Genomic DNA, 21,877 nt, shown 5'->3' on the forward strand with positions numbered 1-21,877 from the left:
TCAGTCGCTGCCCGGGTCAGGCACGAAACCGGCCGCGGTGATGCCGGCGGCGGCCGCCGCCTCGTCATTCTCCGAGGTGTCGCCGGAGATGCCGACGGCGCCGATCACCGCCCCTTCCGTGTCGCGGATCAGCACGCCGCCCGGCACCGGAACCAGCGCGCCGCCGACCACGTGCGACACGGCGCTGATGAAGAAGGCCTGCTCCTTCGCCCGCTTGAACAGCGAGCGCGACCCCATGCCGAGCGAGAGCGCGCCATAGGCCTTGCCATGCGCGACCTCGCCGCGCTTCAGGCTGGTGCCGTCCTCGGCGGCGGCGACCTTGATCGCGCCGCGTCCGTCGAGCACGACGACCGCCATCGGCTTGAAGCCGCCCTTGCGGCAATGATCGAGAGCGGTGGAGAGAATGGTCTGCGCCGCCGCAAGGGAAAGTGTCGTCATGGCCCCTACCTTCAGCCGGGGCCGGTCCGGGCGCAGCGCCCGGCATGGTTGCCGCCCCGATGCTTCTCCGATAAGCCGACCGCCGAGCCGGATCAACCCGGGTCCTACGCGAAGGAGAGCGCCGTGAGCATCGCAGAGTCGGACCAGCCGAAGACGTCTCCCGGCACCGTCCGGCTTGCCGTCGACGGCCCGGTCGCCCGCATCACCTTCGATCGCCCCAGCGCCCGCAACGCCATGACCTGGCGCATGTATGAGGATCTGGCCGGCGCCTGCGCCACTATTTCCGCCGATCCATCCATCCGGGTCACGGTGCTGCGCGGTGCCGGCGGGAAGGCCTTCGTGGCCGGCACGGACATCGAGCAGTTCCTGGCATTCCGGTCGGGCGACGATGCCATCGAATACGAGAAGAAGGTTGAGGCCTACATCAGCGGGCTGGAGAGCCTGCCGATGCCGACCATCGCCGTGATCGACGGCTGGGCGGTCGGCGGCGGCATGGCGATCGCCAATGCCTGCGACTTCCGCGTGGCCGTGCCGGGGGCGCGCTTCGGCGTGCCGATTGCCCGCACCCTGGGCAACTGCCTCTCGGCCGCGAATCTGCGCCGGCTGACCGCCACGCTCGGCCTGCCGACGGTCAAGCGCATGATCTTCCTGGCCGAGACGCCGAGTGCCGAGGAGATGCCGCCGAACTACGCCGATGTGGTGCCGGCGGAGGCGGTCGACGCGCATATCGAGGCGATGTGCGCACGCATCGCGGGGCTGGCGCCGGTCACGCTGCGCTCGACCAAGGAGGCGCTGCGCCGGCTCGCCACGGACCCCGAGGCCAACGGTTCCGACCTCGTCAGGCAGACCTATGGCAGCGCCGATTTCCGCGAGGGAATCGAAGCCTTCCTCGCCAAGCGCCCGCCGCAATGGCGCGGCGAGTGAGCGCCGCGCCGGCCGTTGCGCTGGGACTCAGCGGATCGGCGGAGCGTACTGGATGCCGCCGGCGCTCCAGAGCTGGTTGATGCCGCGCGGAATGCCGAGCTTGGAATTCGCGCCGATATTGCGCTCGAACACCTCGCCGTAGTTGCCGACGCTGCGCACGATCCGCACCGCCCAGTCCTTCGTCAGGCCGAGCTGCTCGCCATAAGTGCCCTCTGTGCCGACGAAGCGCTTCACGTTCGGCTTCTCGGACTTCAGCGCCTGGTCCAGCGTCGCCGTGCTGATGCCGAGCTCTTCCGCGTTCAGCAGGGCGTAGTAGCTCCACTTCACGATGTTGAGCCACGCATCGTCGCCCTGGCGCACCACCGGTCCCAGCGGCTCCTTGGAGATCACGTCCGGCAGTACGATGTGGTCGGCGGGCTTCGACAGCTTCAGGCGCAGCGCATAGAGCTGCGAGACGTCGGTCGTCAGCACGTTGCAGGTGCCGCTGTCATAGGCCTTGACCAGCTCGTCGATGTTCGGGAGCTCGACGAGCTCGAGCTGCATGTTGTTCTGGCGGAAGTAGTCCTTCACGTTCAGGGCGCTGGTGGTGCCGCTCTGGGTGCACACCTTGGAGCCGCCGAGCTCGAGCGAGGATTCGATGTTCTTCGCCGCCGGCAGCATGAAGCCCTGGCCGTCATAATAGGAGACGGCAGCGAACAGCAGTTTCAGCTCCGCCTCGCGCTGCAGCGTCCAGGTGGAGTTGCGCGACAGCACGTCGATCTCGCCCTTGGCGAGCGCGGGGAAGCGCGCATCGGCGTTGAGCGGCACATAGGTGACCTTGGACGCATCGTCGAAGATGGCGGCCGCGACCGCCCGGCAGAGATCGACGTCAAAGCCCTGCCACTGCCCCTTGTCGTCGGGCGCGGAGAAGCCGGCGAGGCCCTGGCTGACGCCGCATTTCAGCGTGCCGCGCGCCTTGACGTCGGCAAGCGTGTCGGCCTGCACCGTACCGACGACGCAAGCGAGGCCGGCGGCGGCCAGCGCGATCTTGACGATATTCATGTTTCCCCCGTTCCGCGTCCCCAAACGCGTCGTATCAGAGTTCCGGCGCCTGCCTGATGATGACCTTGGTGCCCACCGGCACGCGCTGGAAGAGGTCGGCGACGTCGGCGTTGACCAGCCGGAAGCAGCCGGACGAAACGGCCATACCGATGGTGTTCGGCATGTTGGTGCCGTGGATGCGATAGACAGTCTGGCCGAGATAGAGCGCAGCCGCCCCCATCGGATTGCCCGGACCGCCCGCCATAAATCTCGGCAGATAGGGCTGGCGCTGGATCATCTCCGGCGGCGGCGTCCAGTCCGGCCACTCCGCCTTGCGGCTCACCTTCTGCAGGCCCGACCACTGGAAGCCTTCGCGCCCGACGCCAATGCCGTAGCGCAACGCCCGGTTGTCTCCCTGCACCAGATAGAGGAACCGCTCATTGGTGTGGATGACGATCGTGCCCGGCGCCTCGGTGGTGCGGAAATAGACCGGCTGGCGGCGGAATGCCGGGTCGAGCTGTGATTCGTCGTCCGAGGGCACGTAGCCGGGCTTCTCGTCGATCTCCATCACGCTGTTGAGACCGGCCTGAGGGCGCGTCTGCGCCATGGCGCCGGAGGCGGCAAACAGGGCGGAAAGCCCGAACGCAACGGCAAGGACCGACTGACGCATCATGAAATTCCCGTTTCGGCGTCTTCCTATATCGCGCATCGACGACGGCTGAGCGTCGGCGCCGCGCGGCGTGATCGAAAGCGCTAACGAGGCGGAAGTCAATCGGCGAGGTGTCTTTATGCCGCTCGCGAGCTCGTTAGTGCGCTCACATTTCAGCAACCCGACTGGGGCGATGCAGCCCCGCTCCGCGCCTGCGGTCCATCGATCGGATTGAGGCCGGTCGCGGCCTCGGGGTGCTGGTTCGGCGACGAGGGAACCGGCCCGCTGGGCGTGGTGCCTATGTTCGATCCGCCAAGCCCGCCAGTCCATCCGGTCGAGCCGGCCGATCCCGGATCCGTGCCGGAAGCCGAGCCGTCACCGGACGGCGGCGTCGGTGGTTGGGCCGCCGGCGCTTGCGGCGCGCGGGAAAGGTCGCAGGCGGTCGAAAGCGGCGTCTGGGCCATCGCCGAGGCGCCCAGCAGCAACAGGATCGCGAGAGGCATCACGCGCTTAATCGGCATCGGCTATGATTCCCTGCGGCACGCGACGTGCCCGACCGATAGGTTCCTGCGGTCAACGCGCCGCAGGCGGCTGCGTTCCACGCCGCTGTGCCCCGTGATAGTGGTGCGGCGGATAGGGAGTGGCATGGGAATGGCGCGCAGCTCGGCACGCATGGCGGTGGTGGCGATCTTCGCCGCCTATCTCGTCGTGTTGCAGAGCCTTCTCGGCGGCCTCGCCACCGGCGCCCACGCCGGCGCCGCGAGCGGGCTGGACGCCTTTGGCCAGATCATCTGCCGCGACGGCGCTGCCGACCCGCAACTGCCCTCCGCCCCCGATCACCACGTGCCGGACTGCTGCGGCCTCGGCTGCCAGCTCGGTATCGGCGCGGCCCTGCCGACGCCCGCGGTGGCCGCGCCCGTCGGTCTCTCCGGCCGCGGCACGAAGATCGCAGCACCGCATCCCGCTCTCCTCCTCGCCGCCGCCGAACGCTCCCCGCGCAACGCCCGCGCACCGCCTGCCGCCTGACACTGCTCGCCGCCTAGGCGGCCTGACGCCCTTTGTCAGTCGAAATCCGTGCCGTCGCGCCCCGCGCCTGTTGCGACAGAGCCCCCCGCGCAGACCGGCCGTGCAGGAGATATCCGATGTTCCGTCTTCTTTCCGGCGCCCGCCCGCGCCGTCCGTTGCTGCCGAGCGCCGAGGATCGCCTCGGCTTCGGCCTGCTTGCCGTCGCGTTCGTGCTTTTCGCGCTCCAGCCGGCAGGCGCCCACGAGTACAAGCTCGGCACGCTTGAGATCGCCCATCCCTGGGCGCGCATGACGCCCGCCGGCGCCAAGGTGGGCGGCGGCTATCTCACCGTCGCCAATGCGGGCGACGCCCCGGATCGGCTCGTCGGGGTGACCGCCGAAGTCGCCGATCACGTCGAGATCCACGAGATGTCCGTAAAGGACGGCGTGATGACCATGCGCATGCTCCCCGACGGCGTCGAGGTGCCCGCGAAGGGCGAGGTGAAGTTCGCTCCGGGCGGCTACCACCTGATGCTGATGGGCCTGAAGCAGCCGTTGAAGCAGGGCGAGCGTGTCAAGGGCACCCTCACCTTCACCAAGGCGGGGACGGTCGCAGTCGAATTCGCGGTCGAGGGCATGGGCGGACCGTCGGGCAGCAGCGGCATGCCGGCCGGCCACGACATGCACGGCGCCCCGCCCGCGAACTGAGCGTCAGCGCATTCAGGCCGCCCGAACCAACCCCGCCTTGCGAGCGGGGAATGCGGGCGCATGTCCCCCCCCCCTCCAATTCCGGATCGCTTCCGATGAACGCCACGACTCTGTCCGCCGAACCCGGCGCCGACACCGCGTCCGATCGCGCGGCCAACCTCTATCGCGCCGTCTGGCGCTGGCATTTCTATGCCGGCCTGATGGTGCTGCCCTTCATGGCGCTGCTGGCCGTCACCGGCGGCCTCTATCTCTTCCGCGACGCGATCGACCGTGCCTGGCACGCCGACCTCAAGCAGGTGGTGGCGCGCGAGGCCACGCCGCTTCCGGCCTCCCGGCTCATCGACGCGGCGCTGGCCGCCCGTCCGGGCACCGCCCTGAAGATCGTCGTGCCCACCACGCCGGACAGCTCGGCCGAGGTGGTGGTGAAGGCCGAGAGCGGGCGACGCTCGGTCTATGTCGATCCCTATGACGGGCGCGTGCTCGGCGAGCTCGCCGACCGCGGCACGCTGATGTGGCTCGTCCGCCGACTGCACAGCCTTGCCGAGTTCGGGCCGGTCGCGAACGCCATCATCGAGATCGTCGGCGGCTGGGCGATCCTCCTCGTCGGCACCGGCTTCTATCTCTGGTGGCCGCGCCGGCAGACCGGCGGCGTCATCTCGGTGCGCGGAACGCCGCGACGGCGCGTCTTCTGGCGCGATCTCCACGCCGTCACCGGCGCCTTCGCCGGCCTCGCCATCGGCTTTCTGGCGTTGTCCGGCATGCCGTGGTCGATGTTCTGGGGCGCGAAGGTCAATGAATGGGCCAACAGCTCCAACTACGGCTATCCGGCCGGCGTCTATGTCGACGTGCCGATGTCGGACGAGCATCTCGCCCATGCCAACGGGCCGACCACCTGGTCGCTGGAGCAGGCACGCATGCCGGAATCGCAGCCGGCTAGTGCCGCACCCGCACCGATCGGCATCGACAGGGCCGTCGCCATCATCGACGGCCTCGGCGTTTCGCCCGGCTACACGCTGAGCCTGCCCGCCTCACCAACGGGCGTCTATTCCGCCACCGTCTACCCGGCCGACCTGTCGAGGCAGCGCATCGTCCATCTCGACCAGTACAGCGGCAAGCCGCTGATCGACATGAGCTATGCCGATTACGGCCCGGCCGCCAAGGCGATGGAGTGGGGCATCAACGTGCATATGGGGCAGGAATTCGGGCTGGCGAACCAGCTCTTCATGCTGGCCATCTGCCTCGCCATCATCCTCATGTCGGTCTCGGCCGGCGTGATGTGGTGGAAGCGCCGGCCCGCAGGCTCGCTCGGGGTACCGCCGGCCCCTGCGAACCGTTCGGTCATGGCCGGCCTCGTCGCGATCATGGCGGTGGTCGGCGTGATCCTCCCCCTGGTCGGCGCCTCGCTCGTCGTGATGGTCGCGCTCGACCTCGCCTTCGCTTGGCGGCGGCGGCCCGTCGCGGCCTGAGCGCTTCCGGCCGCCCTCCTCTTCCCCTATCCTCGCGATCGGGGAAGAGGGCCGCATGAAGAAACCAGCGCTGCCGGACGAGGAAGGCGAATGCCACCGCGACGGCCTGTTCATTCGCGTCTATTTCGGCGACGGCCGGCATGTCGGGCCGGGGATGATCGATCTTCTGGAGCATGTGCGCGCCGAGCGCTCCATCCTCTCCGCCGCCAAAAAGATGGGCATGAGCTATCGCCGCGCCTGGCTGCTGGTCGACGAGGTCGACCGCATGTTCGCCGAGCGGGTGGTCATCACCCATCCCGGCCGGCGCGGCCACGGCACGGAATTGACCGCCTTCGGGGAACGGCTGATCGCCCTCTATCGCGACATCGAGGCGCACAGCGCCGAAGCGACGGTCGAGGCGGTGGGGGAGCTCCGCGCGACGCTCGCTCCCCGCGCGGCGGATACCGACGACGGGGACGCTAGCTCCGGGACTGATGCGGGGCCGCCACCTGCGTCGAGCCGTCCGCCGGCGGTCCGCCCTGCCCCGGCGCCGCGGCGTCGGGCGCGCTGAACAGCGTGCTGCGGCTGTCGACCGCCACCGCCTTGATCATCGCCCACAGCGCCATTCCGGGCGCCAGCGCCAGCCGCTCGACGCTCTCCGCCGTCACCGTGGCATGCAGGCTGCTGCCGCCCACCACGAGCTCGACGTCGGAATAAGGCCCTTCCATCCGCACGATGGACTTCACCGTTCCGGCGAGCAGATTGGTGACCGAAACATCCGTCGGCCGCGCCAGCGCGAGCGCCACGTCTCGGGAGCGGATGCGTGCGCGCACCGGCGCGCCGAGCGGCTGGTCAACCAGCGGCACGCGCAGCTCGCCATCGGCGAAGCGCAGCGTCGAGAGCTCATAGGCGGGATCGTGCCGCGCCACGGTGCAGTCGAAGATGGTGCCGAGGTCGAAGCGCCCGACCACCGGCAATATGCTCGGCTGCGACATCACCCCGGCCACCGGGCCGGCGGCAATCATGCGCCCCTGCGCCAGCGCCACCACGGTGTCGGAGAGGCGAAGCACCTCGTCTACCGAGTGGCTGACATAGAGGATCGGCAGCCGCGTCTCGTCGCGCAGCCGCTCCAGATAGGGCAGGATTTCGCTCTTGCGCTGCTCGTCGAGCGCGGCGAGCGGCTCGTCCATCAGCAGCAGGCGCGGCTGCGCCAGCAGTGCCCGGCCGATCGCCACGCGCTGGCGCTCGCCGCCCGAAAGCGTATGCGGCCGGCGCGCCAGCAGGTGCCGGATGCCGAGCATCTCGACCACCGCGTCGAAGGCGATGAAGGGAACGCCGCGTGCGCGCCTCTCGCCGTAGCGCAAATTGCGCTCGACCGACAGGTGCGGAAACAGGCGCGCATCCTGGAACACATAGCCGACGCGGCGCGCCTCGATCGGCAGGTCGATGCCGCGGTCCCTGTCGAAGAAGACAGTTTCGCCGACCGCGATACGCCCGGCATCTGGCCGCACCACGCCGGCCACCGCCTGGATGATCGTGGTCTTGCCGGCGCCAGAGCGGCCGAACAGCGCGGTGACGCCGACATCCGGCGCCGCGAAGGCGGCCCGCAGCGAGAAGCCGCCCGGCCGGTCGATACGGATGTCGACCCCGATCATGCGCGGCCGATCATCGTGCGGATGCGCCGGTCGGCCAGGTTGGCGAGCAGCAGCGCGGAGAGCGCCAGCACGATAGAGACGACGGTCAGGCGCAGCGCCATGGCGTCGCCGTCCGGCATGTGGGTGGCACTGTAGATGGCGAGCGGAATGGTGCGGGTCTGCCCTTCGACATTCGACACGAAGGTGATGGTGGCACCGAACTCGCCGAGCGCCGAGGCGATGGCGAGCAGCGCGCCGGAAAGGATGCCGGGCAGCATCAGCGGCAGCGTGACGGAGAAGAACACGTCGAGCCGGCTCGCCCCGAGCGTGCGTGCTGCCATCTCGAGACCGCGGTCGACCGCCTCCAGCGACAGGCGGATCGCGTTGACGGTAAGCGGGAAGGAGACCACCGCCGCCGCCACGGTGGCGCCTGCCGTGGTGAAGATCAGCCTGATGCCGAACCAGGCGTCGAGATATTGCCCGAGATAGCCGCGCGCGCCGAGCGTCACCAGCAGCAGATAGCCGACCACCACCTTGGGCAGCACCAGCGGCAGATAGACGATGCCGTCGAACAGGCCCTTGCCGGGAAAGGAGGTGCGCGCCAGCAGCCAGGCCACCAGCACCGCAAAGGGCAGGCTCCAGAAGGTCGCCCAGAAGGCGACCCTCAGGCTGAGCTGCACGGCCGTCCATTCCTCGGGGGTGAGCATGTCCATCGCAAACTCGTCATTCCGGCCACCGGCGAAGCCGGAGAGCCGGGATCGCTCGACATTCATTCTGCGGGCGATCCCCGAAACGGCCTGTCGGCCGTTTCGGGTGCCTGACAAAATGCCAGTCGTTCACTTAACGATGAAGCCGTATTTGGCGTAGATCGCCTTGGCTTCCGGTCCGCCGAGAAAGGCGAGCAGCGCCTTGTTCGCCTCGGTGTCCTGTCCCTTGGCGATCGCCATCGGATATTCCACCGGCGGATAGGAGCCGGCGGGGAATTCCGCCACCACCTTCACATTCTTCGCGATGGCGGCGTCGGTCGAATAGACGATGCCGGCGGTCGCTTCGCCGCGCTCGACCAGGGCAAGCGCCGCGCGCACGCTCTCGGCGCCGACCACGCGATCCTTCACCTTGTCCCACTGGCCGAGATTGGTGAGCGCGGCCTTCGCATAGACGCCGATCGGCACGCTATCGGTGAGGCCGGTGGCGATCTTGCCGTCTGCGCCGAGGAAGGCGTGCCAGTCGAAGTCCTTGGAGATGGTCACCGCCTTCGCCTTGTCGGCCGGCATGATGAGCACGAGGTTGTTGCCGATCGGCGTGATGCGCGTCGCCTTCAGCGTCAGGTCCTTGCTGTCCGTGTAGTCCATCCACTTCAGATCGGCGGAGGCGAAGATCGCCGCCGGCGCGCCGGCCTCGAGTTGCTTGGCGAGTGCCGAGGAGGCTGCGAAGGAGAATTTCGGCTCGACGCCAGCCTTCTCCTTATAGGCCTTGCCGATGTCCTGGAACGCGTTGGTCAGGCTCGCCGCGGCGAAGATGGTCGGCGGCTCCTGGGCGCGCGCACCGGTGATCGACAGCGGCGCGAAGCCGAGCACCAGCGCGGCGACGACACCCAGCGACAGCAGACGGATGGACGGCATGACGGAGCTCCCGGTCGTTATATCCGCTCATATACATGTATCCGTCCATATACATGATAGCGACCGGTCCGCTAGTCTTGATCGCGCGACGCGACGTAACGTTGTGCGGAGGAGAGCGGCGGAGCGGAAAGACGACGCGCACAAGCACGCCGACGGCCACTCGGCCATCGGCGCTGCTGCAAAGCTGAAGAGAGACGACCGTCAGTCGATGAAGCCGCACTCGCGGGCGACCGTCGAGGCCGCGGTCTCGGCCGCGCCAAGCAGATTCCAGGCCGCCACCTTGCCGTCCTTGCCGAAGGTGATGGACGGGCCCTGACTGACGACCTTCCGGCCGCAGCCGTCGTCCACCAGCGCGAACTCGTAGATATGGTGCTCGTTCCGGTGCATCACCCGCACCGTCGATGGCGACAAGGTCACGACCTCGAATTCGGCAGCCGTCATGGCGGCGTCTCCCTCCCCTTCGCCGGACACGTGGCCCGGCTGACCCCATGGGAATGCTGTTCTCGTTGTTTTACACAGTGTAACCAAATTTGAAGCCGCGGCCACAACGCGATGCGTGCATCCCGGTGGTGATGCGCGCCGGACGTCGCGACCGGGACCCCGCCGGGGAACCACTTGCCCCACCCCGGACTTGACCCGCGCAACCTTTGCCCTGCGTAAGGCGCCGGCCGGCGCCGTTTGGGGAGACGCGCCATGCAACGCAACACCTTGCTCGTGCTCGCCGCCGTCGTGCTCGTTCTGGCCATAGGGACGGCGATGTACTACTCTGGCCGGGGAACACCGGACACGGCCCAGCCGCCGGCAGCCCCGGTGACACAGCCCGCCACGCCGGCGACGCCTCCGCCGGCGCAGTAGTTCAGCCGCCGCGCTCCGTGCGCATGGCGGCGAGCGCCTCGCGGGCATGCGCGGTATCGAGCACCTCGTCGATGGTCACCGAAAGTCGCCGGCGCCAGTTGGGACGCTCGCGGTCGGTGCCCGGCAGGTTCACCGCGACCGTCTCTCCGGCGAGATCGTCAATCTGCGTGAGGGCCAGCATCGAACGGGTGCGCGCTACATAGGCATGCACGGCGACGAAGAAGGCTTCGCCGAGGTCGCCGTCGAGGTCAGGCACCGCCTCGATCAGCCCTTCCCGGATGAGCGCGCGCGCGAGCTCTTCCTTTTCCAGCCGCCGGGCGCCGAGCGCGGCCTCAGTGGCCTCATTGCCGTCGAGGCCCAGCGCGCGACGCTCCGTGATATCCGCCCCCGACCACCAGCCGGCGAGCGTCGGCAAATCATGCGTGGAGACGCAGGCGACGGCGAGGCTGGGATAGTCCTCCGGTGGCGTGAAACGCTGCTCGGAACGCTCGAACCACAGCACGCGATAGGACAGCATGCGTTCGCGCGCGAGCTGGTCGCGCATGCCGAACGGCACCGTGCCGAGGTCCTCGCCGACGACCAGACATTCGGCCCGCGTGCTCTCCAGCGCGACCTGCCCGGCGAGGTCGTCGAAGGGATAGGACAGATAGGCGCCCTCAGTCGCCTTAGCGCCTTCCGGCAGCAGGAACAGCCGCCGCAGCCCCATCACATGGTCGATCCTGAGCGCCCCGGCATGGCGCATATTCGCCGCAAGTAGACGCGCGAAGCCCTGATAGCCGTCGCGCTGGAGCGCCAGCGGATCGGGCGGCGGCAGGTTCCAGTTCTGCCCTTCGGGTCCGAGCGGATCGGGCGGCGCACCCACCGTCACACCCTGCATCAGCGCGTCCGCCTCGGCCCAGGCCTCGGCGCCGTCCGGCGCGGTGCCGACCGCGAGGTCGCGGTAGAAGCCGAGGCTCAGGCCGCCGGCGCGGGCCTTCTCCGCCGCCCCGGCGAACTGCCGGTCAGCGATCCATTGCTGCCAGAGCGCGAAGCGCACCGCCCGCTCATTGTTCCGCGTGAAGGCGGCCACGCCGGCGCCAGCAGGGTCGCGCAGCGCCTCCGGCCAGGATCGCCAACCGAGCGCCGGATGCGCGCTGGACATCGCCTCGAAGACGGCGAAGCGGCGCAGCGGCTCCCCGCCTACGCGGCAGAAGGCCTCGAAATCCGGATCGGGGCGTGATTCGAACAGCGCGAAGGCACTCGCCAGCACCGCCCGCTTCGCCGCCCACACCGCGCTGTAGTCGACCGCCGGCTTCGCGGCGAGCGCCGCGAAGGTCGCGGCATGGCCGTTGAGCGCGGCGTTGACCGCCTCGGGGCCGGCAAGGGCGGCGACGTCGATATAGATCGGGTCGAGAAAACGCCGGTCGGACGGGTAATAGGGGCTGGCCCGCTCCCGGTCGCCGGGAAACAGCGCGTGCAGGGGGTTGACGCCCACCGTCCCGGCGCCTGTCGCCGCCGCGGCCGCCCCGAGGGTGCCAAGGATGGTGAAATCGCCGATGCCCTGATCGTTCTCCGCGCGCCGCAGCGCATAGAGATGCGCGACGACGCCGAAGGCGCGCCGACCGCTCGCAAGGGCGTCGGGCAGGTAGCACGACAGCGGCGCGACGGTGAGCCGGCAGTCCGTGTCGCCGAGCGTCAGGAGGTGACGGCCGACCGGCAATTCCGGCAGATCGACATGGCGCACCAGCGCAAGCCGTCCGTCCGGCCGCGCAAGCTCCGCCCGCTCGCCGCTGTCGGGGGCGATCGGCACATCGATCCGCGTACCATCGTCGCATTGGACAGCAAGCTCCAGCGCCCGCCCGGCGCGCGCCGCCGCACCGCCGAGCCGGAGGCGCGCCGGCTCACCTGTCCGCGCGACCAACGCATGCGGCAATGCGCGGGCGAATTGCTGCTCGGAAAGCGAGGCCAGGCTGTCCTGCGCTTCGCCCCGCCCCGAGGCGGGCAGGCGCAGCGCGGCGAGCAGCGCGCGCCTGGTGTCGTCGCTCACCGCGTGGCGCGTGCCGGATACGTCCCACCATTCGGACGCGATGCCGGCGGCCGCCGCCAGCTTGCCGATGAGCGCGGGATCGGCGGCCCGGCGCGGTGCCTCGGGCGCCGGCTGTTCGACCGTAATCGACACGGCGCGCGCCGAGGCAGTGAAGCTCTCGCCGGCAAGGCGCAGCGGCGCAGCCTGCGCCGAGGTCGCGCTATCGAGCACCACGTCCCACGCGAAGCCGTCGCGCGCCGACGGCAGCACCACGTCGACCGCCTCGTCCGAGCCGTTGAGCACCACCGCCACGCGGTCGGCGGGCTCCTGCGCGCTCGCCGGCGCGTAGAAGGCGGCGACCAGCACGCGGTTTCCGGGAGCCGACCAGTCGACCGGACCGCCGGCGGGCGAGCGCCACTCGACATCGGGAATACCGCTGTCGTCGAGCGGCCGGCCGTTCAGCGGCGCCTCGCCCCGCAGCGCGCGATGACCGCGGCGAAGCGCGATGAGCGCGCCGGCGAAGTCCGCGAGCCCGCCGTCGAAACGCGTCCAGTTGATCCAGGCGGTCTCGTTGTCCTGCGCATAGGCGTTGTTGTTGCCGCCCTGCGTGCGGCCGCATTCGTCGCCCATGGCGAGCATCGGCGTGCCGCGCGCGACCATGAGCGTCGCCAGCAGCGCCCGCATGTCCGCCCGGCGCCAGGTGACGACGGTGCGGTCGTCGGTCGGCCCCTCGACGCCGTGGTTCCAGGAATGGTTGGCGTCGGTGCCGTCGCGATTGTCCTCGCCATTCGCCTCGTTGTGCTTGTGCGCATAGGAGACAAGGTCGGCGAGGGTGAAGCCGTCATGCGCGGTGACGAAGTTCACGCCGCGCGAGAGCGGCCGGTGGCGCGGCGTAAAGATGTCCGCCGAGCCGGCGAGCCGCGTGGCGAGTTCGCCTATGAGGCCACCATCGCCCCGCCAGAAGCGCCGGGCGGTGTCGCGGAAATGGTCGTTCCACTCTGCCCATTCCGCCGGGAATTTGCCGACCTGATAGCCGCCCGGCCCGACGTCCCACGGCTCGGCGATGAGCGCGAGGTTCTGCAGCGCAGGGTCCTGCTGGATCGCCGCGAGGAACGGCGCCTCCGGGTCGAAGCCGCCGACGCGCCGCCCGAGCGTCGCGGCGAGGTCGAAGCGGAAGCCGTCGATGCCGGTCGCCGCCCAGCGCCGCAGGCTGTCCATGGCGAGCCGCAGCACCGGCGCCCGCTCCAGCGCCAGCGTGTTGCCGGTGCCGGCATCGTTGAGCAGGCGCGAAGGCTCCTCCACCGCGTGCCGGTGATAGGTCGCGTTGTCGAGCCCGCGCAGCGAGACGGTCGGCCCGAATGCGTCGCTCTCGCCGGTGTGGTTTAGCACGACGTCGAGGATGACGCTGATGCCCGCCTCGTGCAGCGCCTCGACCGCCGCCCGCACCTCCTCGAAGCCGCCGGGCGCGAGCCGCGGATCAGGCGCGCCGAGCACGATGGGGTTGTAGCCCCAGTAGTTGGAGAGGCCGAGCGGCGGCAGATGCCGTTCGTCGATCCACGCCATGGCCGGCATCAGCTCGACAGCGGTGATGCCAAGTCGGGTCAGGTGATCGAGCACGGCCGGCTGGGCGAGCGCCGCGAAGCGGCCGCGCAGATCGACCGGAACGCCCGGATGCAGCCGGCTGAAGCCGCGAATGTGCAGTTCGTAGAGCACCTGGTCGCCCCAGGCGAAGGGCGGGCGTGCCGGCGCCCGTTCCGGCAACGCCTCGACGATAGCCTTCGGCACGAAGGGAGCACTGTCGATCTCGTCGCGCGAGGCACCCCGCGCGCGCTGGTCGAACAGCGCGGCATCGAGCCGGAACGGCCGGTCGAGCCGCACGGCATAGGGGTCGACCAGCAGCTTACAGGGGTTGAAGCGGTGGCCCTTGTCCGGCGCCCACGGGCCCGCAGCCCGCAGCCCGTAGCGCACACCCGGCGCGACCCCGGCGATATGACCGTGGAAGATGTCGCCGGTCCGCGACGGCAAGGCGAGGCGCGCCACTTCACGCTGCCCCTCCGCGTCGAACAGACAGAACTCGATCGCATCGGCATGAGCCGAGAACACCGCGACATTCACGCCGTCGGCATCGGCGGTGACACCGAGCGGTTCGGGACGGCCGGGAGAGACGGAGAACTCGCTCACCCGGCACGCTCCGCGATGAGGTCGCGATAGAGCCGCGCATATTGCGCCGCCGGGCCCCGCCACGACACGTCGGTCGCCATCGCGTTGCGCTGCGCCCGCCGCCACGCCGGGGGATCGCGCCACAGCTCGCCGGTCCGGCGCAGCGCTCCCTGCAGGGCCGGCACCGTGACCGGCGAGAACTGGATGCCGGTGCCGACGCCGGCGGCGCGCGCCATCTCGTTGATGTCCACCACCGTATCGGCGAGCCCGCCCACCCGCGCCACCACCGGCAGGGCGCCGTAGCGCAGAGCGGAAAGCTGGGTCAGCCCGCAGGGTTCGAAGCGCGATGGGACGAGCAACGCATCCGATCCGGCCTGGATCAGATGGGCGAGCGCCTCGTCATAGCCGAGCTCGACGCCGATCCGGCCCGGCAGGGCCCGCGCCGCACTGGAGAAGCGCTCGGCGAGATAGGGATCGCCCGAACCCAGCATGGCGAGCTGCGCACCCATGTCCAGCAGGGCGCCGAGCGATTCCGCGAGAAGATCGAGCCCCTTCTGCCAGGAGAGCCGGCTCACCACGCCGAACAGCAGCGCGGCGGGATCGGGATCGAGGCCGAGGCGCACCTGCAGCGCCGTCTTATTGGCGGCACGGGCCTTGAGCGCGCGGGCATCGAAGGGACGGGGAATCAGCGGGTCGCTCGCCGGGTTCCACACCGCCTCGTCGAGCCCGTTCAGGATGCCGTGCAGCACCGAGCGGCGCACATTGAGCAGGCCGTCGAGCCCCATGCCCGCCTCGGGCAGCAGGATCTCGGCGGCATAGCCGGGCGAGACCGTGGTGATGCGGTCGGAGAGTTGCAGGCCGGCCTTCAGATAGCCGATCATGCCGTAATACTCGACGCCGTCGATGGCGAAGGCATGCGCCGGCAGGCCGAGCGCCGGCATGAGCTGGCGCGGGAACTGGCCCTGGAAGGCGATGTTGTGGATGGTGATGACGGTTCCCGGCCGCCGGCCGCCGGAATAGTGCAGATAGGCCGGCGCCAGCCCCGCCTGCCAGTCATGCGCGTGCACCACATCCGGCACGAAGGCCGGCACCAGGCCGAGCCCGATTCCCGAGGCGACCACGCCGAGCGCGGCATAGCGCTGGGCATTGTCCGCGAAATCCTTACCGTCCTCGCCGGCATAGGGGCCGCCGGACCGGTCGTAGAGATGCGGAGCGTCGATCACGAACAGGTCGAGCCCCGCCGCCTTGCCCGCCAGCAGCCGCGCCGGACCGCCGAACAGATGGTCGAAGCGGTGCACCACCTCGGCCTTGCCGATGCCCGCCTTCACGCGCGGATAGCCGGGCACCAGCGAGCGCACCTCGACGCCCTCGGGGCCGAGCGCGCCGGGCAGCGCCCCGGCGACATCCGCGAGGCCCCCGGTCTTGATCAGCGGATAGATCTCGGAGACGACCGAGAGCACCTTCACGGGCGGCATTGCGTCCTCACGTCTCCAGCCGGTCGATCATCGGCTGGGAGGGTAACTGCGGCGCCTTGAGAATTCTCATTTATTCCTATTTCCCAACTCTTAGTCAGGTACAGCGCCGTCCGATTGCCGCTCATTTACGCCCATTCTTGACCGTTTCGCATCGTCCGGCGCCGCAATATAGTACCGGCGTGAGGCTTACGGCGACATCATGGGCATTATCACCACTCGCAAGCGAGGGGGTGGATCGGTCGGATATACGGCTCAGATCAGAAAGAAGCAAAAGGGCAAGGTGATCTTCAACGAGGCGCAAACCTTCGACAGAAGGTCGGCCGCGGTGGCATGGATACGCAAGCGCGAAGGCGAGCTGGACAAGCCAGGGACGATGGAGCGCCTGAGCAGCCCGAAAATGACGCTCGGCGAGGCCATCGACCAGTACATCGAGCAGTCTTCGAAAAAATTCGGCCGCACGAAAGAGGCTACGCTCAAGCTCATAAAAATCTACCACATCACCGAAATGGATTGTGCCTCCATCCAGAGCAGCGACATCACCGAGTTCGCTCAACAGCTCTCAAAGGAGCGATCCCCCGCTACGGTCGCGAGCTATATCGCACACCTTGCCGTCGTGTTCTCCATAGCGAAGCCAACTTGGAATGTGGCTCTCGATGCCGGCGTCATGGAGAGCGCCCGCAACGTGATGAAGCTCATGGCCACGACCGGCAACAGCAAGCGTCGTACTCGCCGGCCGACCGTCGACGAAGTGAAGCGGCTGATGCAGCACTTTGCCGATCGTCCGGAGCGGTGGCGCAGATCGCTCCCCATGACGAAGATCATACCCTTCGCGCTCTTCTCGGCACGCCGGCAGGAGGAGATCGTCAAGATCAGGTGGGCCGATCTGGATGAGGCCGGGAAGCGCGTCCTCGTTCGAGATATGAAGGACTCCGATGCGAAGGAGGGGAATCACATTTGGTGCGATCTTCCGGAGCACGCCTTGGAGATCATCCTGTCGATGGATCGGTCCTCAGAGGAAGTCTTCCCATGGAAGAAGGACACTGTCGCTCAAGCGTTCTGCGCCGCGTGCGATGAGCTGAAGATTGTGGACCTTCACTTGCACGATCTGCGCCACGAGGGCGTCTCTCGGCTATTCGAGATGGGGCGAACAATCCCGCAGGCGGCCAGCGTCTCCGGGCATCGCACGTGGAGCAGTCTTCAGCGCTACTCCCATCTGCGCCAGACCGGCGACAAATGGGCCGACTTCGACTGGAAGAAGTGGGACCCGGTTTAGACCGGCTCTTCCAACTCCCAGGCCAACCACAAGGACACCATCAGCTCCATGGGCAGCGATGTCCTGCTCGATCATCTCGGCAAGACTTGCGAGCAAGTCCAACCACCAATGAATATCGCCTTCATGAGCACAATTGGCGGCTTGTTGCCGACGGCGCTGTGCGGGAGAACCTCGCCGCATAGCAGAATTGGGGCACCGTTAGCGTGCCCCTGGGCACCTGCCGCTTAAGCGCCAAGAACGGACACGCGCTACCCGTCCAGGAGCGAACGCCGCGCTCGATCCGCAAGCACGGCAGGAATTCAATCTAATTCAACCAGTCTTCGACTTCCGCGGCACCTCTTGCGCCGAAGGATTCATGAAGTTCGAAATCCGGCGCCCTCCCTGCTCGGGATCGTAGGAGATCGACAGCACGCGCGCGTCTTCCGGGCTCACGGAGATGTAGAGATGCGCCATTCCGCTGTCGAAATAGCTGCTCTCGCCCTGGTTCAACCGGTAAGGCTCGTAGAACTCGGTATGAATCTCGATGGCGCCGGAGAGCACGTAGACGAACTCCTCGCCATGGTGCCGGCTCCAGTGATCGAACTCCTCGATGGCGCGGGCGCGCACCGTTATCTCGAGCGGCACCATTCCCTTTCGTGAGATTTCGGTCGCGTGTGCCTTGTAATCGTACTGCACGCTGGTGAAATGCACGCCGCCGTCGATGAGCGTCGCGGTTTTGCGGCCGGAAATCTGGCTCGGCGCGCCAGGTCGCACGAACTCTTCGATCGAAAGGTCGAGGCCATCGCATATCTTCTTGATGATGTCGAAGGACGGCGAGACTTGGTTGTTCTCGATCTTCGACAGGGTCGAGATCGAGACCCCGGACAATTCGCTCGCCCGGCTCAGCGTCAGCCGGTTTGCCTTGCGCACCTCTTTGAGGCGACTGCCGATCACGCTCGCGACGCTGTTATCGCTCACCGAAGCTCTCCTGTTCGACGGCATTTTGCACGGAACTGCGCCGGGGCACGCCCAATTTTTAACATAGTGAACATTTTTCTCGCAATTTTCTCTTTAAAGAAAATTTTCTCTTGCGAAAAAATATCACAGGTTCTTCACTGCGGTCCATCGAAAGGTATGGACATGAAGATCACCGCGATTGAAGCGATCCCCTTCCGCCTGCCGGCACGGCGCGATTTCAAATGGGCCGGCCTTGCGGTGGATCTTGGCGGCTTCGTGCTCGTCCGCATCCGTACCGACGAAGGGCTCGTCGGCATAGGCGAAGCCACGCCCCTTCCCGACTGGGGCGGGGATCACGGCCGTCGCTCCGGCGAAACGCTTCGCACGGTTTGCGCGGTCGTCGAGGACGTCCTTGCGCCGCGGCTCATCGGACAGGATCCGACGCGGATCGAAGCACTGCGGGTGGTAATGTCCAAGGCGCTGAAAGGCAACAGCTACGCCAAGGCGGCGATCGATATCGCGCTTCACGATCTTGCCGGCAAGGCGGCGGGCGTACCGCTCTATCGGCTTCTCGGAGGCTTGGCCCGCGAGGCCGTGCCGGTGACGCACATGGTCGGCCTCATGGCCTTCGACGAGGCGGTCGCCGAGGCCGTCGGGGCGGTCGAGGACGGCGCGCGCGGCATGCAGATCAAGGGGGGCGAGGATGCCGAGCGCGACGTCGCGCTGGTGCAGGAGGTACGCCGGCAGGTCGGGGGCGACATCACCATCCGACTGGACGCCAACCAGGGCTATGGCGATCCGCGCAACGCCATTTCCGTCGTGCGTCGCCTGACGGACGCCGGTGTGAGCATGGTGGAGCAGCCGACCTCCGGCCACAGGGAGATGGCGCGCGTCGTCGCCTCCGTCGACGTGCCCATCATCGCCGACGAAAGCTCGTGGGATGCGCGCGAGGCGATGGAGCTCGTCGCCGCCGGCGCCGCCGACCACATCTCGATCTATCTCGCCAAGGCGGGCGGGCTTGCCGGTGCGCGCCGGGTCGCCGCCATCGCCGAGGCGGGCAGCTGCCGGTGCGACGTCAACGGCTCGATCGAATCCGCCATCGGTACCGCCGCCAATCTGGCCTTCGCGCTAGCGACCCCCTGCGTGGACCTCGGATGCGTGATCCCGATCAGCGCGCCGGCTGGCGCGCACCCCTACCGCATCGCCGGCCACTATTACGAGGACGACATCGTCGCCGAACCGTTCCCGACCGCCGACGGTGCGCTTCTGCCACTCGAGGGCCCCGGCCTCGGCATCGAGATCGACGAGCAGCGCCTCGCGCGCTTCAGGCTCGACTGAACAGAAGAATCAAATCCGCAGACGTGGGACGTGGGGATGCAAATGTCCGCTTCAGCTGACGCTCTTCATCGGGATGCGGTCGTCTTCGACGGCCTCATCATTTCGAACTGGAGCCGCGAGATCTTCGAGCACATGCATGGCGCCGGCATCACCGCGGCCAACTGCACCTGCTGCATCTGGGACGACTTTAAGAGCGCGATGGACAACATCGTCCGCTGGAAGCGCTGGATCCGCGAGAACGACGACATCCTGCTGCAGGTCTATTCCACCGCCGACATCGCGCGGGCCAAGCGCGAGAACAAGGTCGGCATCGTCCTCGGCTGGCAGAACACGTCCGGCATCGACGACCAGATCGGCTATCTCGAGCTGTTCAAGGAGCTCGGCGTCGGGGTCATGCAGATGACCTACAACACCCAGAACCTGAGCGGCTCGGGCTGCCGCGAGGATCGCGACAGCGGCCTGTCCGGCTTCGGCCGCGAAGTGCTGGCCGAGATGAACCGGCTCGGCATCCTCTGCGACCTGTCGCATGTCGGCCCAAAGACCTGCGAGGACGTGATCCTCGCCTCGAAGAAGCCGGTGGCCTTCACCCATGTCTGCCCGGCGGCGCTGCGCGAGAATCCGCGCAACAAGAGCGACGACCAGTTGAAGCTCATCGCCGATCACGGCGGCTTCGTCGGCATCACCGTATATCCCTGGTTCCTGCGCCGCGGCAATGAATCGACCATCGACGACTTCGTCGAGGCCATCGAGTACACGATCGACCTCATCGGAGAGGACAGGGTCGGCTACGGCACCGACTTCACCGAGGGCTATGGCCCCGACTTCCTGGATTTCCTGGGGCGGGACAAGGGCTATGGGCGGCGCATCGTGCCGGTGGCCGATGCCGTGTTCCCCGCCGGCCTCGAATGCATCGGCGACACCCCGAACATCACCGCCACCATGCTGCGTCGCGGCTGGCCGGAAGCGCGCATCCGCGCCGTTATGGGCGAGAACTGGGTCCGCTTCCTCGCCGATGCCTGGAACGAGCCTGCCGCAGCAGAGGCGAAGCCATGAGCCATCCGGAGATCTTCAACGAAATCATGCGCGAGCGTGGCTTTGCCGAGCTGCCCGACTTCTACCGCGTCATGATCCCGTTTCCGCGCATGACCGCTCAGTTCTGGCAGAGCCTGAAGGTGGCTATGGCGCCGGGGGTCATCGACGCCAAGACCAAGGAGATGATCGCCATCGCGATCTCGATCGCACTCAACGCGCGCTACGCGATCGATTCCCACATCGACATCGCCCGCGGCCTGGGCATGACCGACGACGAGCTCGACGAGCTTCTCATGCTGGCCGGCGCCTACGCCCACACCGCCGCCATCTGCGCGGCGCTGAAGCCGGCCTACGCGTCTTCGCCATCCACGCCCGGATGACGTCAGCGCGTGTCGCCTGACGCGCAAGAGCCGCCTGCCGGCTTTACGGGCGCGGTCCGGCCGACGGCTTCCGATCCTAAGCAGTGCTTACGGCAACAACGACAGGACATGGGAAATGAACACTGAGATCACACGCGGACAGTTCCTTTCGCTCCTCGCCGGAGCGCTCGCCTATTCCGGCGTCGGCCCGGCGCTCGCCGCCGACGGCCCGACCATCGCCGCCAAGGACGGCTCATTCGAGCGGGTCAAGAAGGCCGGCACCGTCGTCTTTGGCACATCGAACGACCAGCCGTTCAACTTCCTCGATCCCAAGACCCAGCAGATCAGCGGCATCGACGCCGACATGCTGCTCTACATCATGGACAAGCTCGGCATCCCCAAGCGCGAGATGATCCAGAACGAGTTCTCGGGCCTGATCCCCGGCCTGCTCGGCGGACGCTTCGACATCGTCGCTGATGCGATGGCCATCACCGAGAAGCGCAAGCTGCAGATCGCCTTCACCGATCCCTGGTACATCTATGGCGACGCCTTCATCGTCGCCAAGGGCAACCCCCTCGGCATCAAGTCCATGCAGGACCTGACCAAGGGCTATCGCGGCGCCTCCTATGCCGGCACCATCTACATGGACTGGCTGAACGAGCTCGCGCCGAAGGGCGCCAAGATCTCCAGCTATCCGGCGGTTCCCGAGATGTTGCAGGACTTCAAGAACGGCCGGCTCGACGCCGCGCTCGTGGACGGTCCGGTGTTCGGCTATCTGCTGATCCAGCAGCCGGACCTTGCCAACTATGTCGAGGTGCTGAAGGGCTACGAGGTGCGTCCGGACAAGACGAATGTCGGCGCCGGCATCCGCAAGGAGGATGTGGCATTGCGTGAAGCCGTCAACTGGGCCCTGGCCGAGATGAAGAAAGAAGGCGCCGACCTGAAGATCCTCAAGAAGTGGGGCCTCGACGAAAGCAACCGCGCCTCCTGAGCCGTCCAG

Annotated in this window: 20 protein-coding genes; 10 read left to right on the plus strand and 10 right to left on the minus strand. The window is 67.8% G+C overall.

Features of this window, described 5'->3' with window-relative positions:
* Complete coding sequence (locus U742_RS0110255; RefSeq protein WP_029352649.1) at positions 1–438, minus strand: GlcG/HbpS family heme-binding protein; 438 nt, start codon at positions 436–438, stop codon at positions 1–3.
* A gap of 123 nt (positions 439–561) precedes the next feature.
* Here U742_RS0110255 and U742_RS0110260 point away from each other — a divergent pair, with 123 nt between their 5' ends.
* Positions 562–1,362: an enoyl-CoA hydratase/isomerase family protein gene (locus U742_RS0110260; RefSeq protein WP_038361142.1), complete on the plus strand. Its 801-nt coding sequence runs from the start codon at positions 562–564 to the stop codon at positions 1,360–1,362.
* A gap of 27 nt (positions 1,363–1,389) precedes the next feature.
* Here U742_RS0110260 and U742_RS0110265 read toward each other — a convergent pair whose 3' ends face one another.
* A complete protein-coding gene (locus tag U742_RS0110265; RefSeq protein ID WP_029352654.1) occupies positions 1,390–2,403 on the minus strand; it encodes an amino acid ABC transporter substrate-binding protein in 1,014 nt (337 codons plus the stop codon).
* A gap of 34 nt (positions 2,404–2,437) precedes the next feature.
* On the minus strand, positions 2,438–3,052 hold the full coding sequence (locus U742_RS0110270) for a L,D-transpeptidase (protein WP_248310327.1): 615 nt from the start codon (positions 3,050–3,052) through the stop codon (positions 2,438–2,440).
* Positions 3,053–3,682: 630 nt separating this feature from the next.
* Here U742_RS0110270 and U742_RS22005 point away from each other — a divergent pair.
* The 4 genes from U742_RS22005 (at position 3,683) to U742_RS0110290 (ending at position 6,759) form a co-directional block, all read left to right on the plus strand.
* Positions 3,683–4,057, plus strand: coding sequence for a DUF2946 family protein (locus U742_RS22005; protein ID WP_038361144.1), 375 nt, complete (start codon positions 3,683–3,685; stop codon positions 4,055–4,057).
* Between the two features lie 116 nt (positions 4,058–4,173).
* Complete coding sequence (locus U742_RS0110280) at positions 4,174–4,743, plus strand: copper chaperone PCu(A)C (protein ID WP_051661031.1); 570 nt, start codon at positions 4,174–4,176, stop codon at positions 4,741–4,743.
* Positions 4,744–4,838: 95 nt separating this feature from the next.
* On the plus strand, positions 4,839–6,209 hold the full coding sequence (locus tag U742_RS0110285; RefSeq protein WP_029352661.1) for a PepSY-associated TM helix domain-containing protein: 1,371 nt from the start codon (positions 4,839–4,841) through the stop codon (positions 6,207–6,209).
* Between the two features lie 55 nt (positions 6,210–6,264).
* Entirely contained in the window at positions 6,265–6,759 is a 495-nt protein-coding gene (locus tag U742_RS0110290; RefSeq protein ID WP_081852937.1) for a winged helix-turn-helix domain-containing protein, read from the plus strand.
* On the opposite strand, the gene modC is transcribed toward U742_RS0110290, so the two are convergent.
* From modC to glgA, 6 genes are all read right to left on the minus strand, one after another.
* On the minus strand, positions 6,668–7,843 hold the full coding sequence (modC, locus tag U742_RS0110295) for a molybdenum ABC transporter ATP-binding protein (protein WP_051661033.1): 1,176 nt from the start codon (positions 7,841–7,843) through the stop codon (positions 6,668–6,670). The two genes, U742_RS0110290 and modC, sit on opposite strands and share 92 nt — an antisense overlap.
* Positions 7,840–8,529: a molybdate ABC transporter permease subunit gene (gene modB / locus U742_RS0110300; RefSeq protein WP_038361248.1), complete on the minus strand. Its 690-nt coding sequence runs from the start codon at positions 8,527–8,529 to the stop codon at positions 7,840–7,842. Before modB ends, modC begins: the two co-directional genes overlap by 4 nt.
* Positions 8,530–8,658: 129 nt before the next feature.
* The gene (modA, locus tag U742_RS0110305) at positions 8,659–9,444 is read right to left on the minus strand and encodes a molybdate ABC transporter substrate-binding protein (RefSeq protein WP_029352668.1); all 786 of its coding nucleotides are present in this window, start codon (positions 9,442–9,444) and stop codon (positions 8,659–8,661) included.
* A gap of 201 nt (positions 9,445–9,645) precedes the next feature.
* Complete coding sequence (locus tag U742_RS0110310) at positions 9,646–9,885, minus strand: hypothetical protein (protein ID WP_029352670.1); 240 nt, start codon at positions 9,883–9,885, stop codon at positions 9,646–9,648.
* 415 nt (positions 9,886–10,300) lie between these two features.
* The gene (glgX, locus tag U742_RS0110320; RefSeq protein WP_029352672.1) at positions 10,301–14,485 is read right to left on the minus strand and encodes a glycogen debranching protein GlgX; all 4,185 of its coding nucleotides are present in this window, start codon (positions 14,483–14,485) and stop codon (positions 10,301–10,303) included.
* Positions 14,482–15,939 carry a glycogen synthase GlgA gene (gene glgA, locus U742_RS0110325; RefSeq protein WP_029352674.1) on the minus strand — a complete coding sequence of 486 codons (1,458 nt, stop codon included), beginning with the start codon at positions 15,937–15,939 and terminating at the stop codon, positions 14,482–14,484. The genes glgX and glgA overlap by 4 nt, the downstream gene beginning before the upstream one ends.
* 199 nt (positions 15,940–16,138) lie before the next feature.
* Here glgA and U742_RS0110330 point away from each other — a divergent pair, with 199 nt between their 5' ends.
* Positions 16,139–17,212 carry a site-specific integrase gene (locus tag U742_RS0110330; protein WP_029352676.1) on the plus strand — a complete coding sequence of 358 codons (1,074 nt, stop codon included), beginning with the start codon at positions 16,139–16,141 and terminating at the stop codon, positions 17,210–17,212.
* Positions 17,213–17,521: 309 nt separating this feature from the next.
* On the opposite strand, the gene U742_RS0110335 is transcribed toward U742_RS0110330, so the two are convergent.
* Entirely contained in the window at positions 17,522–18,193 is a 672-nt protein-coding gene (locus U742_RS0110335; RefSeq protein ID WP_051661035.1) for a helix-turn-helix domain-containing protein, read from the minus strand.
* A 138-nt stretch (positions 18,194–18,331) separates the two neighbouring features.
* On the opposite strand from U742_RS0110335, the gene U742_RS0110340 reads away from it, so the two are divergent.
* The 4 genes from U742_RS0110340 to U742_RS0110355 all read left to right on the plus strand — a co-directional run bounded on the left by U742_RS0110340 (position 18,332) and on the right by U742_RS0110355 (position 21,868).
* Positions 18,332–19,486 carry a mandelate racemase/muconate lactonizing enzyme family protein gene (locus tag U742_RS0110340; protein ID WP_029352680.1) on the plus strand — a complete coding sequence of 385 codons (1,155 nt, stop codon included), beginning with the start codon at positions 18,332–18,334 and terminating at the stop codon, positions 19,484–19,486.
* A gap of 42 nt (positions 19,487–19,528) precedes the next feature.
* Positions 19,529–20,539, plus strand: coding sequence for a dipeptidase (locus U742_RS0110345; protein ID WP_029352682.1), 1,011 nt, complete (start codon positions 19,529–19,531; stop codon positions 20,537–20,539).
* Complete coding sequence (locus U742_RS0110350) at positions 20,536–20,898, plus strand: carboxymuconolactone decarboxylase family protein (RefSeq protein WP_051661036.1); 363 nt, start codon at positions 20,536–20,538, stop codon at positions 20,896–20,898. Before U742_RS0110345 ends, U742_RS0110350 begins: the two co-directional genes overlap by 4 nt.
* Positions 20,899–21,013: 115 nt before the next feature.
* The gene (locus U742_RS0110355) at positions 21,014–21,868 is read left to right on the plus strand and encodes a substrate-binding periplasmic protein (RefSeq protein WP_029352685.1); all 855 of its coding nucleotides are present in this window, start codon (positions 21,014–21,016) and stop codon (positions 21,866–21,868) included.
* The last annotated feature ends 9 nt before the right edge of the window (positions 21,869–21,877 follow it).

Source organism: Allobosea sp. 117 (assembly GCF_000702305.1).
Classification (GTDB): Bacteria; Pseudomonadota; Alphaproteobacteria; order Rhizobiales; family Xanthobacteraceae; genus Ancylobacter.

Bases quoted from the DNA above. Each gene is read 5' to 3' on its own strand.
- U742_RS0110310 (WP_029352670.1), bottom strand. From the start codon at position 9,885: ATGACGGCTGCCGAATTCGAGGTCGTGACCTTGTCGCCATCGACGGTG.
- U742_RS0110290 (WP_081852937.1), top strand. From the start codon at position 6,265: ATGAAGAAACCAGCGCTGCCGGACGAGGAAGGCGAATGCCACCGCGAC.
- glgA (WP_029352674.1), bottom strand. From the start codon at position 15,939: ATGCCGCCCGTGAAGGTGCTCTCGGTCGTCTCCGAGATCTATCCGCTG.
- modB (WP_038361248.1), bottom strand. From the start codon at position 8,529: ATGCTCACCCCCGAGGAATGGACGGCCGTGCAGCTCAGCCTGAGGGTC.
- modC (WP_051661033.1), bottom strand. From the start codon at position 7,843: ATGATCGGGGTCGACATCCGTATCGACCGGCCGGGCGGCTTCTCGCTG.
- U742_RS0110340 (WP_029352680.1), top strand. From the start codon at position 18,332: ATGAAGATCACCGCGATTGAAGCGATCCCCTTCCGCCTGCCGGCACGG.
- U742_RS22005 (WP_038361144.1), top strand. From the start codon at position 3,683: ATGGCGCGCAGCTCGGCACGCATGGCGGTGGTGGCGATCTTCGCCGCC.
- U742_RS0110255 (WP_029352649.1), bottom strand. From the start codon at position 438: ATGACGACACTTTCCCTTGCGGCGGCGCAGACCATTCTCTCCACCGCT.
- U742_RS0110335 (WP_051661035.1), bottom strand. From the start codon at position 18,193: ATGCCGTCGAACAGGAGAGCTTCGGTGAGCGATAACAGCGTCGCGAGC.
- U742_RS0110355 (WP_029352685.1), top strand. From the start codon at position 21,014: ATGAACACTGAGATCACACGCGGACAGTTCCTTTCGCTCCTCGCCGGA.
- modA (WP_029352668.1), bottom strand. From the start codon at position 9,444: ATGCCGTCCATCCGTCTGCTGTCGCTGGGTGTCGTCGCCGCGCTGGTG.
- U742_RS0110280 (WP_051661031.1), top strand. From the start codon at position 4,174: ATGTTCCGTCTTCTTTCCGGCGCCCGCCCGCGCCGTCCGTTGCTGCCG.
- U742_RS0110265 (WP_029352654.1), bottom strand. From the start codon at position 2,403: ATGAATATCGTCAAGATCGCGCTGGCCGCCGCCGGCCTCGCTTGCGTC.
- U742_RS0110285 (WP_029352661.1), top strand. From the start codon at position 4,839: ATGAACGCCACGACTCTGTCCGCCGAACCCGGCGCCGACACCGCGTCC.
- U742_RS0110345 (WP_029352682.1), top strand. From the start codon at position 19,529: ATGTCCGCTTCAGCTGACGCTCTTCATCGGGATGCGGTCGTCTTCGAC.
- U742_RS0110330 (WP_029352676.1), top strand. From the start codon at position 16,139: ATGGGCATTATCACCACTCGCAAGCGAGGGGGTGGATCGGTCGGATAT.
- U742_RS0110270 (WP_248310327.1), bottom strand. From the start codon at position 3,052: ATGCGTCAGTCGGTCCTTGCCGTTGCGTTCGGGCTTTCCGCCCTGTTT.
- U742_RS0110350 (WP_051661036.1), top strand. From the start codon at position 20,536: ATGAGCCATCCGGAGATCTTCAACGAAATCATGCGCGAGCGTGGCTTT.